Annotated in this window: 11 protein-coding genes; 9 read left to right on the top strand and 2 right to left on the bottom strand. The window is 66.2% G+C overall.

Annotated features, from left to right (window positions below):
• Positions 1–21 precede the first annotated feature (21 nt).
• The 4 genes from B9N93_RS08275 (at position 22) to B9N93_RS08260 (ending at position 5,460) form a co-directional block, all read left to right on the top strand.
• Positions 22–606, top strand: coding sequence for a Uma2 family endonuclease (locus tag B9N93_RS08275; RefSeq protein WP_085212615.1), 585 nt, complete (start codon positions 22–24; stop codon positions 604–606).
• Between the two features lie 104 nt (positions 607–710).
• On the top strand, positions 711–2,543 hold the full coding sequence (nuoL, locus tag B9N93_RS08270) for an NADH-quinone oxidoreductase subunit L (RefSeq protein ID WP_085212613.1): 1,833 nt from the start codon (positions 711–713) through the stop codon (positions 2,541–2,543).
• A complete protein-coding gene (locus B9N93_RS08265; protein ID WP_085212611.1) occupies positions 2,540–4,024 on the top strand; it encodes a complex I subunit 4 family protein in 1,485 nt (494 codons plus the stop codon). The genes nuoL and B9N93_RS08265 overlap by 4 nt, the downstream gene beginning before the upstream one ends.
• Positions 4,021–5,460 carry an NADH-quinone oxidoreductase subunit N gene (locus B9N93_RS08260; RefSeq protein WP_254899356.1) on the top strand — a complete coding sequence of 480 codons (1,440 nt, stop codon included), beginning with the start codon at positions 4,021–4,023 and terminating at the stop codon, positions 5,458–5,460. The genes B9N93_RS08265 and B9N93_RS08260 overlap by 4 nt, the downstream gene beginning before the upstream one ends.
• A gap of 10 nt (positions 5,461–5,470) precedes the next feature.
• On the opposite strand, the gene B9N93_RS08255 is transcribed toward B9N93_RS08260, so the two are convergent.
• Both B9N93_RS08255 and B9N93_RS08250 read right to left on the bottom strand, forming a co-directional pair.
• Complete coding sequence (locus B9N93_RS08255; protein ID WP_085212609.1) at positions 5,471–6,325, bottom strand: HDOD domain-containing protein; 855 nt, start codon at positions 6,323–6,325, stop codon at positions 5,471–5,473.
• 125 nt (positions 6,326–6,450) lie between these two features.
• Positions 6,451–7,668, bottom strand: a complete 1,218-nt coding sequence (locus B9N93_RS08250; protein WP_085212607.1) for an HD-GYP domain-containing protein — start codon at positions 7,666–7,668, stop codon at positions 6,451–6,453.
• A 389-nt stretch (positions 7,669–8,057) separates the two neighbouring features.
• Here B9N93_RS08250 and B9N93_RS08245 point away from each other — a divergent pair, with 389 nt between their 5' ends.
• The 5 genes from B9N93_RS08245 to B9N93_RS08225 are packed head-to-tail and all read left to right on the top strand — an operon-like array spanning position 8,058 to position 13,729.
• Positions 8,058–9,674, top strand: a complete 1,617-nt coding sequence (locus B9N93_RS08245; protein WP_085212605.1) for a hypothetical protein — start codon at positions 8,058–8,060, stop codon at positions 9,672–9,674.
• Complete coding sequence (locus B9N93_RS08240; RefSeq protein WP_085212603.1) at positions 9,667–10,269, top strand: RAMP superfamily CRISPR-associated protein; 603 nt, start codon at positions 9,667–9,669, stop codon at positions 10,267–10,269. The genes B9N93_RS08245 and B9N93_RS08240 overlap by 8 nt, the downstream gene beginning before the upstream one ends.
• Positions 10,256–11,791: a hypothetical protein gene (locus B9N93_RS08235; protein WP_085212601.1), complete on the top strand. Its 1,536-nt coding sequence runs from the start codon at positions 10,256–10,258 to the stop codon at positions 11,789–11,791. The genes B9N93_RS08240 and B9N93_RS08235 overlap by 14 nt, the downstream gene beginning before the upstream one ends.
• A 10-nt stretch (positions 11,792–11,801) precedes the next feature.
• Positions 11,802–13,211: an RAMP superfamily CRISPR-associated protein gene (locus tag B9N93_RS08230; RefSeq protein ID WP_085212599.1), complete on the top strand. Its 1,410-nt coding sequence runs from the start codon at positions 11,802–11,804 to the stop codon at positions 13,209–13,211.
• Positions 13,208–13,729 carry a hypothetical protein gene (locus B9N93_RS08225; RefSeq protein WP_085212597.1) on the top strand — a complete coding sequence of 174 codons (522 nt, stop codon included), beginning with the start codon at positions 13,208–13,210 and terminating at the stop codon, positions 13,727–13,729. Before B9N93_RS08230 ends, B9N93_RS08225 begins: the two co-directional genes overlap by 4 nt.
• Positions 13,730–13,762 lie beyond the last annotated feature (33 nt).

The following is a 13,762-nucleotide window of genomic DNA, read 5'->3' as shown; positions in this document are numbered from 1 at the left end:
AGATTTTATGAGGAACGCCATATGTCACATGCGGTAAAACAGATTTACGTGGACTTCGAGGAATATTTGGAAGACGAGCGGGAAGCCGATGTCCGCCATGAATATGTGGACGGCCAAATCTATGCGATGGGCGGTGCCAGCGAACTACACAATACGGTAGCAGCGGATTTCCATACGGCTATCAATAACATCCTGCCAGACACCTGTCGGGCGTGGATGGCTGATATGAAAGTAAAAATAAAAGCCCAAGGTAAATTTTATGCCTACTACCCGGATATTATGGTGGCCTGTGGAGAAAACACCGACGACCCATATACCCGCACCAATCCTATCCTAATCGTCGAGGTGCTTTCCGCCTCGACCCGCCGCAACGATTTGAAAGAGAAATTCGACAACTATATTCAAATCCCGTCCTTGCTGGAATATGTCGTGGTCTCCCAGGACACGCCGCATTTACGGATTTTCCGCCGCAACCGCGATTGGCAACCGGAATCCTACTATGCCGGGGATATTTTCTGCCTGGAATCGGTGGGTTTGGAACTGGCGGTGGAAGCGATTTACCGGCGGGTGCGGCGGGAAGTGGGCTTGGAAATCAAGCTGGCCTGAAATCGGGCGATCCTGGATTCCGCTGCGCTGTATCCGGGCTACGCGCCAAGTTTCGACCGGCCCGGCCAGCGACGGAACGACCAGAACAACAACAGGAGAACCCCATGCTGGACTATTTATGGCTCGTCCCCGCCCTGCCCTTCTTGGGCTGCGTGGTGCTGGTATTGAGCCAAGGCCGGATGCCGCACCGCCTCACGCCCTGGATCGGCGTGGGTTCGGTCGGAATCGCCGCCGTGCTGGCGGGACTCATCGGCCAGCATTTCCTGGGAGACCACATCGCCTATTACAAGCTGCCGCTGTGGACCTGGCTACGGGTGGCCGAATTCTCCTCCGGCTTCGGGCTGTACCTCGACGCCTTGTCGCTGAATATGATGCTGATCGTGACCGGCATCGGCTTCCTCATCCATCTCTATTCCGCCGGGTTCATGGCCGACGATCCGGGCTATGCCCGCTTCTTCGCCTATATGAACCTGTTCGTCGCGGCGATGCTGGTACTGGTGTTGGCGGATAACCTGTTGTTGCTTTATGCGGGCTGGGAGGGCGTGGGGCTGTGCAGCTATCTCCTGATCGGCTTTTGGTACGAGAACCCGGCCAACGGGGCCGCCGCCCGCAAAGCCTTCGTCATGACCCGCGTCGGCGATATGGCGTTCTTGCTGGGGCTGCTGCTGTTGTTCGAGGTGCTGGGCAGCCTGGATATCCAAACCCTGATGCAACGCGCCACCTTGCAATGGCCGGTGAACACCGCTTTTCCCATGGTCGCCGCCGCCTTGTTGCTCGGAGGCGCGGTGGGCAAATCGGCGCAGTTGCCGCTGCAAACCTGGCTCCCGGACGCCATGGCCGGTCCCACGCCCGTCAGCGCCTTGATCCATGCCGCCACTATGGTCACGGCCGGGGTTTATCTCATCGCCCGCACCCACGTCCTGTTCCAACTGGCTCCGCCGGTGCGGGAAGTGGTGGCCTATCTGGGCGCGGCGGGCTTGCTGATGGCGGCTTGTTCGGCCCTGGCCCAGCACGATATCAAGCGCATCCTGGCCTATTCGACCCTGAGCCAGCTCGGTTATATGTTCCTGGGGCTGGGGGTCGGTGCCTATGGCGCGGCGGTGTTTCACCTCACCACCCATGCCTATTTCAAGGCGCTGTTGTTCCTCGCCGCCGGGGCGGTCATCCATTGTTATCATCACGAACACGATATTTTCCGCATGGGCGGGCTGAGGCGGCGCTTGCCGCTGAGCTTCGGGTGTTTCGTGATCGGGTCTGCGGCCTTGAGCGCCCTGCCCTATACCTCGGGCTATTACAGCAAGCACGCCATCCTCGCCGCCGCCCAGGCCGCGCCGCAAGGCTTATGGCTGTGGGGCGCGGGCGTCCTGGGCGCGGCCTTGACCGGACTTTATAGCTTCCGCTTGATCTTCGTCGTCTTCTACGGGCCGGAAACCCCGAACACCCGTGAACGGCTGGGTTTCGCCATGACCGCGCCCTTGCTGATCCTGGCCGGGCTGGCCATCGCCGGGGGCTGGTTTGGCTTGCCCTTGCACACGCTGTTCCCCAAGCCGCCCGCCGCCGAACTTCCCTACACATTGCAGCTCATCACCGAACTCGCGCCCTGGGCCGGCATCTTGATGGCGGCGCAGTTCTATCTGTTCCGGGAATGGTCGGTGGACAAGCTGGTCAGCGCTCCCCTGGGGGCCGCCCTGCATCGGTTTTGGCAGAGCGGCTGGGGCTTCGATGGGCTGTATGAACGGCTGTTGGTCGAGCCGTTCCGCTGGCTGGCCGAGGCCAACCGCGCCGATGTGCTGGACGATTTCAGCCACGCCCTGGCCTATCTCGGCCGCGAAGGCCACCGCCTCCTGTCCGCCACCCAGAACGGTAGATTGCGCTGGTACGCGGCGGGCTTGGCGTCCGGGGTCTTGTTCGCCCTCGCCTTGGGGATTTTGTCATGATGCTGGTGTGGCTGATCGGGGTCTTGGTGGTGGGGGGCGGTTTGTGCTGGGCGGCGGAACGGGCGCATGCCGCCGCGCCGCGCTGGCTGGCGCTATTAAGCTTGGCCGGGGAAGGCGGGGTGCTGGTGCCGTATTTCACCGCGCCGGGGGCGGTGGCGGATGGGGTCTGGCTGGATCAAATCCGGCTGGCCTGGATTCCCCGCTTCGGGATCGGCTTCCATCTGGGGCTGGACGGGGTGAGCCTGTTGCTCGCCGCCCTCACGGTGCTGCTGGGGCTGATGGCGGTGGCGGTGTCCTGGCGCGAGATCGGGCAACGGACCGGGCCGTTCCATGCTTGCTTGCTATGGACCCTGGCCGGGGTGATGGGGGTGTTCCTGGCGCTGGATTTGTTCCTGTTCTTCGTGTGCTGGGAACTGATGATCCTGCCCATGTATGCCCTCATCGCGGTCTGGGGGCACGAGAACCGGGGCTATGCCGCCCTCAAGTTCTTGCTGTTCACCCAGGTCAGTGGGCTTTTGATGCTGATGGCGGCGGTGGCGCTGGCCCTCGCGCACCAAGCCAAGACCGGCCAATTCAGCTTCGATTATTTCGCCCTGCTCGGCACCGAACTCGATCCCGTCACCGCCCGCTGGCTGATGCTGGGCTTCTTCGTAGCCTTCGCGGTCAAGCTGCCGACCGTGCCCTTGCACACCTGGCTCCCGGATGCCCATACCCAGGCACCGACCGGCGGCAGCGTGATCCTGGCCGGGGTCTTGCTCAAGACCGGGGCGTATGGGCTGTTGCGCTTCGCGATTCCCTTATTTCCGGGCGCGACGACGGAATTCGCGCCCACCGCCATGGGCCTGGGCGTGGTGGGGATCATCTACGGCGGGATGCTGGCCTTCGCCCAGACCGATATGAAGCGGCTGGTCGCCTATTCCAGCATCAGCCATATGGGCTTCGTGCTGGTGGGCCTGTACGCCCAGACCGGGCTGGGTTTCCAGGGCGCGGTGCTGACGATGCTGGCCCATGGCCTCAGCGCCGCCGCCTTGTTCATGCTGGCCGGGGCTTTGCAGAACCGCCTCCACACCCGCGACATGAACCGCATGGGCGGCTTGTGGGGCGCGGTGCCGCGCATGGCCGCCATCGGGCTGTTCTTTTCGGTCGCAGCCTTGGGAATGCCCGGCCTCGGCAATTTCGTCGGCGAATTCCTGGTGCTGGCCGGCACCTTCCAACTGCACCAGGGCACCGCCGCACTGGCGGCCTTGGGGCTGGTGATCGGGCCGGTCTATGCGCTGGCCCTGGTGCAACGCGCCTTCCACGGCCCGCGGACGGAAACCCACGGCATCGAGGATTTCGGCTTCAGGGAAACGGCGGCGCTGGCGGTCTTGATCGCCGCCAGCCTGGGCCTGGGCCTTTATCCGCAACCCCTGATCGATATCCTCCACGCCACGCCGCCTCCCATCGTCAGCCCCACCCTCGCCCACCGGAGCCATCCATGATCGCCGCCGCCGACCTCATCGCCCTGTCACCGCTGCTGGCCTTGGCGGGTAGCGCGGTCTTGGGGCTATTGGCCATCGCTTGTTATCGCCATCATGGGCTGATTTTCGGGCTGGCGGCAGCGGGAATCTTGGCCGCGTTGGGTTCGATCCCTTTCGCGGCGGAACTGGCCCCGCGCACGGTCACGCCCTTGCTACGGGTGGACGGTTACGCCCTGGCCTTCATGGGCCTGGCGGGGCTGGCCGGGTTGTGCGTCGCCGTGCTGTGCCGGGATTATTTCGCCGGTCGCGCCGAACAGCCCGAAGAGGTTTATTTGCTGCTGCTGACCGCGCTGTTGGGCGCGTTCGTGCTGGCGGCGAGCCGCCATTTCGCCGGGTTCTTCCTGGGATTGGAAACCCTCAGCGTGTCGCTGTTCGCCTTGATCGCCTACCCGTGCCGGGACGAGCGGCCTTTGGAAGCGGGCATGAAATATCTGGTGCTGTCGGGGACGGCCTCGGGCCTGTTGGCGTTCGGCATGGCCTGGGTCTACGCCGACACCGGCAGCCTGGAATTCGCCGCCTTCGCCCAAACGGCGGACGGCGGCTTGCTCAGCCTCACCGGCCTGCTGCTCATCGTCGCCGCGCTGGGTTTCAAGCTCTCGCTGTTCCCGTTCCACCTCTGGACCGCCGATGTCTACCAAGGCGCGCCGGTGCCGGTCACGGCCTTGCTCGCCACGGTCGCCAAGGGCGCGGTGCTGGTCCTGTTGTTGCGCTACACCCTGGCCGGCGGCTTGGCGCAAACACCCGCGCTGGAGCAAGCGCTGGGCCTGATGGCGGGTTTGTCGATGCTGGCCGGCAACCTCCTGGCCCTGCGCCAGGACAACCTCAAGCGGCTCCTGGCCTATTCCTCCATCGCCCACATGGGCTATCTGGCCGTGGTGCTGGTGGCGGGCGGGCGGATCGGCGCGGACTTCGCCGCCGAAGCCTTGCTGTTCTATCTGGCAGCCTATTTCATCACCAGCCTGGCGGCGTTCGGGGTGGTTGCCGTCCTCAGTCCCCAGGACCGCGAGGCCGAACGCCTGGAAGAATACACCGGGCTGTTCCACACCCGGCCCTGGCCCGCCAGCGTGCTGGCCGTGGCGCTGTTGTCGCTGGCGGGGATTCCCTTGACCGCCGGTTTCGTCGGCAAGTTCTACATCTTCGCTTCGGGCGGACGGGGCGCGTTGTGGGCGCTGCTGGGCACCCTGGTGGTGGGCAGCGGGCTGGGGCTGTATTACTACCTGCGGGTGATCGTCCAGATGGCGCGGGCACCCGACCCGGCGGACGGGGCGGTGCCTAAAGCACCCCTGCCCTGGGCGGGCGGCATGGTGCTGGGGTTTCTGACGCTATTGCTGCTGGGCCTCGGGGTTTATCCGGGCGGCTTGATCGAGCTGTTGGCGGCGGCCGGCGGATCGCGCTGAGGACGGCGGCTCAACGGACCGCATCGAGGAACTGTTCCTCGATATCGACCACATCCTGGGAATAAAGTCCGAGAATATCCAGAAACCCCGAACTAGCCTCCAGCCATTCGGAAACCTCGACGGTTTTCATATTCCCCGAGGCGTCGTAATTCTGGACGATGTATTCGCTCACCCTCAGGATCGCGGCCAAGGCACGGGCATCGATATCGTCCGAGTATTCCGGCTCGCCATCGTGGTGGCGGAGTATCGCCAGCCGCACCGTCTCGGGCAGATACCACGAACGGGTGAATAGATACCCCATCACACAGTGATTGGTGGAGTAGCGCCGCTCCTCTTCCTCGACCGCTTCCTGCCGATAACTCAAAGCCTTGTGCGCCAAATCCTGGTAATCCGGGAATTTCCTGCCCAATATCGAGATTGCGCAATCATGGAATAACCCGACCAGATAAGCCTGCTGGGCCAGTTGCGGCCTGAGCCGCTTGGCGACGACCTCGCAGCAGCGGGCGGTCAGTTCGGAATGGATCCAGAAAACCTCGCTGGTCGGCGAGCGGTCGCCCTGCAACACATCGCGCAAGGACGAAGCCAATATCGCCCGCTGGAACAACTGGAACCCCATCAGATGCAGGGCTTGGCCGATGGAATCCAGGGAGCGCTTGAGGCCGAACAAGGGGGAGTTGGCGACTTTCAAGACCTTCGCCGCCAAGGCGGGGTCTTTTTCCACCTTTTTGGCGATCTGATGGACATCGACCCCCGGCTGGTTCGATAGCTTCATCAATTCCATGACGATCCGGGGCTGGGCCGGAATGGCCACCGATTTCAAGACCGCCTGCGCGGCTTGCAAGAGTTCTTCTTCCCTAGGGTTCATAATGGAGCCTCTGGTTGGTTAGCGGCTTGGATTCCAAGCACGGTTTTTTCGGTATCTTATTAGCAATTCATCCGGCTGGTTCCACCCCATCATCCGTTGGTGTGGATTCCCCGGCCCGGCCCCGCTCATAACCCCAAAAGCTTATCCTTGTCGAACCCCCATTTGCGGGGTTCCTCCGGACTGGCGATAGCGTCCTGGGATTTCGATAAATCCACCGTTTCCTGCATGAGGGGTGAATTGGACCGGGTGGAAAAAAATATCTTGACCACCGGGGATAATAGGTTGTTGGGGGTTTGCTCCACCACCACGGCCAGTTTTCCGGATTTGAGCTTCACCAAGGTGCCGGTAGGATAGATGCCGACGACCTTGACAAAGGATTGGAACACCGCCGGGTCGAAATGGCCGTCCCGCCACTCGGCCATCTTGCGGAGGGCTTCGGCGGGTTCCCAGCCCGCTTTGTAGCAACGGTTCGAAGTGATGGCATCGTACACATCGCAGACCGCGCCCATCCGTGCGAACAGGGTCAACGCCTCGCCGGACAGGCGGTCGGGATAACCCCGGCCATCCATCCGCTCGTGGTGGTGCAGGCAGACATCGAGCGCGATCTCCCGGATGCCGTCGGTGGTGCGGAGCAGTTCCCAACCCAACCGCGGGTGGCGCTTGACCGTCTCGAACTCCGCGTCGGTCAGCCGCCCCGGCTTGTTCAGGACTTCGGGGGGAATGAAGATTTTGCCCACGTCGTGCAGCAACCCGGCCACGCCGACTTCCCGCACCAAATCACCCTCCAAGCCGAGTTGCCGCCCCAGCGCGATCATCAGGGCGCAGACGGCGACCGAATGCAGATAGGTGTAATCGTCGGCGTGCTTGAGCCGGACCAAGCTGAGGAGGGCGCCGGAGTTGCGGGCGATGGTGGCGTTGATCTCGTCGGCCAGGGCGGCGGCCTGCTCCAGCTTGATGGCCTTGCCCATGCGGGCCTCGGTGAACATGGCGACCACGGCCTGCTTGGCCTTGGCGTGGACCTGTTTGGCCCGCGCCAGTTCGTCGCGCAACGCCACTCTGGAGATGGGCTTGGACTGGCCGACCCGGGCCGCGCACCGCAGCGCGGTATCGACCTCGGCGCTTTGGACTTCCGGGGACACCGTCTCGACCCTGGCCTCCACGTCCAAACCCTTGGCCGCATCGATCCATAGTTCCTCGATACCGCAGGTCAAAAGCGTGTCCAAATCCTTTTGGCGCTCCAGTTTGAAGGAGGTTTTCCAAAACGGATGCTCCATCCAACTGCCGCAGAGTTCTTGGATATACATGCCCAGGCGCAAGTCTTGGATTTTGATTTTTTTCAACATGGGCGGATGCGGAAAAGCGGGGGGCCTGGCCGTTGCAAGCGATGGGGTCCGTCCAGCAAAACCAGCCATCGTAAAGGAGGCGCTGCACCGGATGAAAGGCGGTTCCGGCTTAGTATAGACAATGTAGTAGCTACGAACAGACCGTTTTTCCACAGTTGAAACCGGCCAGGGCCGCGCCCCATCCCCAAGCCATTCCAAACGACCGCACCCCCGCCCAACCCCATTCCCGCCACCGGGCCGAACCGGCTTTGTAGGGATTTCCCTACAAAATTTTCAGCAAGTTACCGACTTGAACCCAAGCTTTGGATGGGATTTACTGCGGACGCCTTTTCAACGCGGCCCGGCCATCCGGTCATTTCCCCGCAGGGACCCCCCACCAAGGAATCACAGTGACTTACTGGGCATATCTTTTCGAGGCCCGCTCCGTCCAGGACTACATTCTGGAAGGCCGGAACCTCCCCGAACAAATCGCGGCGGGCAAATTGATCGAATCGATTTGCGGCGAACCCCTTTCCGCCGTCCTCGACACCCTGGGCATCGGGGAGGATATCCGCTTCTGCCGCCGCACGGCGGGGGCTTTCCAGGCCGTCCTGGGCGGGGCGCACGCCGCCGAACAAGCCCGCCGCCTGCGCGACCTATGGGGCATCGTGGTGGGGCATTATTGCCCGGCGCTGGAATTCGCCCACGCCCTGGCCGCAGGGGACACCCAGTACCAAGCGGTCTACCGGGCCGGCCAAGAACTGGACTGGCTGAGCCGACGCCGCGATCCGGCCTTCCCGGAAACCCCGCCCATCGCCCGCCGCGATCCCTATTCGGGCCGGGCGGCGGTGCTGGAATCGCGCCACCCACGCGAAGGCTACGACGCGGTCGGCCTGCGCAAGCGCCATGCGTTTCCCGGACCCAACCCCGACCGCCACCCCAGCCTGGCCGAACATCCGCTCATGGAAGGCTGGCCCGGCCATCCGGCCTGGCCGGTGCGCCTGCACCCCAAAGAGTCCGCCACCGCCCAGGAACCTGGGTTTCCCTGGCTGCCCGGCAATGGCTATCTCGCCACCTTGCGCATCGGTATCGAAGGCCAGGCCGATTGGCTGGCCGGCCTGGCCACCGCCGCGGAAACCCGGCCCGACGAATTCACCGCCCTGTTCCGCCTGTTTTCCCAAGGTGTCGAGGCCGCGCTGCGGCAAGCGGCGCTGGAGGCCGGCACCAAGGTGCTGGTCCCCGCCGCCCTGGCCCGCGAGGGCGGGATCGCGGTCTTGCCCGCCCGGCCCCTCTTATTACGGGATGGCGAATTCACGGCCCTGGTCCGCGCCGACCTGGGTGTGCCGTTCGCGGCGGCGTTCCTGGCCGGCTTCGGGCTGGCCGCCGAGCGCCACCTGGCCGGGCTGCGTGCCGACCTGGACTACGAGGGCGCGGGCTTGACGGCCTGCGCGGGACTCGCCTTCACCAAGGCCGGGCACCCGTTGTGGTCGGCGGATCCGCTGGCCGAAACGCTCTGCCTACAGGCCAGGACCGAGGCGTGCCGGGCGCGGGTCCAAACCGGCGGCTCCGCCCCGGCCTGTCTGGCGTTCGCCCTGGCGGGCGCGACCAGCGGACCGGCCCTCCGCGCCGACACCGAAGCGGCCCCGTTGCAAAACGGGCTACCCGGTTACGGACTTCCCACCGGCCCCCTGCCCCCCTGGTCGGCGCTGGCCGACCTGGCCGCGTTGCTCAGCGAGGACGATCTCGCCATCGGGCCGGTCCGGCAATTGGCCTTTCTGCTGCGTCTGCCCGCCCAGGACGCGGCCCGGCAATACCGGCGCTGGCGCGACGTGGTCGGCAAAGCCCTGCCCCAACGCCTGGAAAGACTGGACGCCTTGCTAGCGGCGCTCGGCGTCCGCGATCCGGATTGGCCGACGCGGCGGCGCGACGACCGCTTGTTTTCCCCGCTGGTGGACGCCTTGGTGTTGCGGACGGTCGGCCTGGCCACCCAACCCGCGCCATCCTTCCGGGAGCCCGCCCATGCCTGAAGCGACGATCCTGGAAATCGAAATGCTCGATTATTGGCATTGCGGCAGCGGCAAGGGCAGCGGCGACTATCTCGACCGGCTGGCCGAACGCGATTCGCTGGGCCTGCCCTTCGTACCGGGGCGCTTGCTCAAAGGCTTGCTGCGCGAAGCATCCCTGTGTTGCGAAGCCCTGGGCCATGTGCCGACGGGAACCGCCCTGGCCTTGTTCGGCGCACCCAACAGCCCGGAAGCGCACAACCTGCCCGGTGGCCTGCGGGTGGCCGACGCCCGCCTGCCCCCAGCCCTGCGCGCTTGGCTGGGCGCATCCGCCAGCACGCCCTACCGCCAAGCCTTGTCGCGGGAATTGTTCACCGCCGCCGTGGACGAAACCACCGGCACCACCCGCGAACGCCGCCCGCGCGGCATGGAAGCCATCGTGCCGGTGACCCTGCACGCGGCACTGGAACCCCTGGCCGGCGCGGACCTGCCGACCGGTTGGCGGGCCAGCCTCGCCTTGGCCCTGCCCTTGACGGGCGCGGTCGGGGCCTACCGCACCCGCGGCCTGGGCCGTTGCGCCATGCGCATCCTCGACGGAGGCACGCATGGGGCGGTTTAGTTTGCGCTTCGAGCTGTTGGACGAAGTGGTCATCAGCAGCCGGGCGGCCTCAGCCGGTGGACAACCCGGACTCGATTACCTGCCCGGTGCCAACCTTCTGGGCGCGGTGGCGGCGGTGCTGTATCGGACGCTGTCGCGGCGCGACGCCTGGACCCTGTTTCACTCCGGCCAGGTCCGCTTCGGCAACGCCCTGCCCGCGCTGGACGGGGAACCGGCCTGGCCCTTACCGCTGTGTTGGCACCGTAGCGCCGACCAGCCCGGCTGGTGCGAGCGGGGCCGGATCAGGGCCGACCACGTCCACAACCTCATGCACGGGTGCCCGGACGTCCCGCCCCCGGCGACCCTGCCCTTGCCACAGGGCTATGTCGCCCTGTCCGGCCAATACCTCAAACCCAAGATGCTGTTCCGCATGAAAACCGTGGTTTCCCGCGAAAACGGACACCCGGCGGAAGAACGCACGTTCGGCTACGAGAGCCTGGCCGAAGGGCAGCACTTCCTGGGCGAGATCGCCTACGACGCGGAAGTCGCCACGGGCTTGGTAACGGCGTTGGAAACATTCTTCGCGGCGCGGCCCATCCTGCATTTCGGACGCTCGCGCTCGGCCCAATACGGGCGGGTCCGTTGCGAGCCGGTGGCCCAACCGCTGGCGCATCCCCCACGCCTGGACTTGGCCGGGCCGGAACTGAGCCTGTGGCTGCTCTCCGACCTCGCCGCCTACGACCGCCATGGCTTCCCGACCCTGACCCCGGCGGCGGAAGACCTGGGGTTGCCACCCGCCGATCCCCTGCCGCGCCAGACCTTCGCCGCCAGCCGGGCCTATTCGCCCTACAACGGCTTCCACCAGCTTTATGGCTCGGAACGGCAGGTACTGAGCCAAGGTTCGGTGCTGGCCTACCGGCTGCGCGAACCCCTGGACGCCGCGGCCTGGGCCGATTTGACGGCGCGGGTCGAGCGGGGGCTGGGGCTGCACCGGGAGGCCGGACTGGGCCGTTGCGCCCTGGCCCCGGCCCTGCTGGCGACCCGGCATCCCTGTTTCGCGGAAACGGCCCCGGCCACCCCGGCCACCCCGGCCCCCGGCCTACCGGACCATCCCCTGGCCCGCTGGCTGCTGGACGCGGCGGAAACCCGCTCGGTGCAAGGCGGGATGCGCCATTGGGCCGGCCAAGCCCTGGCCGAGTTGGATCAATTGGAACGCAACGCCCGCCGCCTCAACGGCCTGCGCGAAGACCAAGCCGCTTCCCCCGGACGTTCGCAATGGGGCCGGGTCGCGGAAGCGGCCCGCCAAGCCACCGCCGCGCCCCATAGCCACCGGCGATTGCGCGAAGCCTTGTTCGGCGACGCCAACGCGGTGTGCCGCATCCATCCGGAAGACTGGAACCGGCCCACCGCCAATGCGGCGGGCCACCCCCTGACCTACCGCGATTGGCTGGAGACCAAGCTGGCCGAACGCCCCGAGGACGCGCCCAGCGCCATCGGCCTCCTGGCCGAATTGGCCCAGCGCCGCCTCGCCGCCAAACCTTAGGAGTCCCCCGATGCAGGCCAACACGCCCATCCTCCGCCTGGCGCGGATCACCTTGGAAGCCACCAGTCCCTTGTCGTTGTCCACGGGGCGCCATAACACCTTGTTCGACACCCAGGTCGTCACCGACGCCAACGGCCTCCCGGCCATCCCCGGCACCGCCCTGGCCGGCGCCCTGCGCCACGCCTTGGCGCGGCGGTTGGGTCTTGCGGCCACCCGGGCCGTGTTCGGCCAAGCCAGCGACCACGACAGCACGCCCTCGCCCCTTTCCGTGACCTGGGCGCATATCCACGACGGCCACGACCGCCCCATGGACGGCCTGGACCTGGAACGCGCCTGGACCCGCGACCCCTTGCTCTCGGCCTTCGCGGTCAACGAACTACCCCACCGCGACCATATGCGCATGGGAACCCGGGGCGTGGCGCAATTCCAAGGCCGGTTCGGACAGCGCTTCGTCGCGCCGGGACATCGGTTCAGTTTCGAGATGGCCCTGTGGGACGGGGACGGGGATGCCCTGGCCCCGGCCTGGGAAGCGCTGCAAGCGGTGCTGGCCGGGGCCGAATTCCGGCTCGGGGGGGCGACCCGGCGCGGTTATGGGCAATTACATGTCCAGCGCTATGCCGAGCGCCGCTTCGATCTGCGCGAACCGGCGGACTTCCGGGCCTATGCCCGCCATCCCCGGCGGCTGGACCGGCCTGCCGAAACCTTGCGCGAGATCGAATTGGTGGCGAATCCCGGCCCGGCGGGAAACTGGCTGCGGCTGGACCTCAACCTGGAGGCGGAAGATTTCTGGCGCTTCGGTGGCGGCGATATCCCGGTGACGGACGCCACCCGGTCCAGCGAGGCGTTGCCTTATACCGAGGAGCGGGTGGCCTGGGTCGGCGCCAGGGGACACCTGGCCCGGCGGCGGGTGATCGTCCCGGCCAGCGCGGTCAAAGGCGCCCTGGCCCACCGCACGGCCTTCCATTACAACCGCCTGACCCGGCACTACGCCGACGGGCTCGACCCCCGCCGCCTCGAACAGGAAACCCCCGAACACAATCCCGCCACCCGCTACCTGTTCGGCCACGGCGGCCCGGACCCGGCCCGGGGCCGCGGTGGCCATGTGTTGATCGAAGACGCGGTGGCCGACGATCCCACCACCTTCCGGCTGGCCCATAACAGCCTGGACCGCTTCACCGGCGGGGTGCGCGACGGGGTGTTCTATTGCGAAGAGGCGGTCTACGGCAACGCTTTCCAACTGCGGCTGCGGGTCGCCAAGGATATTTGGCGGGGCGCCCCCAAGACGGTGAGGCAGGCGTTCCGCGCCACCCTGGACGACCTGCTCGAAGGCCGTCTGGCCCTGGGCGCGGCCAGTGCGCGGGGTCTGGGCTATTTCCAGGGCGATATCGTCCGCGACGAACTCAAGGAGTCCACCCCATGAACCGCGCCCACCGCACCGCCGAAGATTGGCGGAAACTCAAACTGGCCCAGGCCTGGCGGGAATTCGGCCCGCCGGGACTCCCGGACCTGGTGCCCTGCGTGGTCCGCCTGGAATCCAGCCTCGCCACCGACCCGGACACGGTGGAACAGGCCATCCGGGGCTTCGACGCCCAGGCCGGCTGGTTGGAACGCCAATCCCGGCTGGCCCTGGTCCTCGGGGGCGCATCCCGGCCCGGTCCCGATGGCGATTTCGACCCCATCCTGGCCGGGGAGTTGGCGGGCGCGCGCGGCAGCCTGTGGGTCCGCCGGGTCGCCGAGGGCTGGCGCTTGACCCATATCACCGACATCCCCGCCGCGGACGGCGGCCACCTCAGCCAGGAGCGATCCCTGGCCGGGGTCGACCACCTGCCCGCCACCGGCCAAGCCTTCGGCGCCCACCTGCGCTACCGGGTGTATTGGCGCTACGACGAGGACTCGGGCTGGCGTCAGTTCGCCGCCCGTTTGCTCGGATTCGCCTAGGCCTCTTTCAATCTCCCAGCCCAAGGTATCCTC

This window comes from Methylomagnum ishizawai (genome assembly GCF_900155475.1).
Lineage (GTDB): Bacteria > Pseudomonadota > Gammaproteobacteria > Methylococcales > Methylococcaceae > Methylomagnum > Methylomagnum ishizawai_A.
This window is presented reverse-complemented; position numbering and strand designations above follow the sequence as displayed.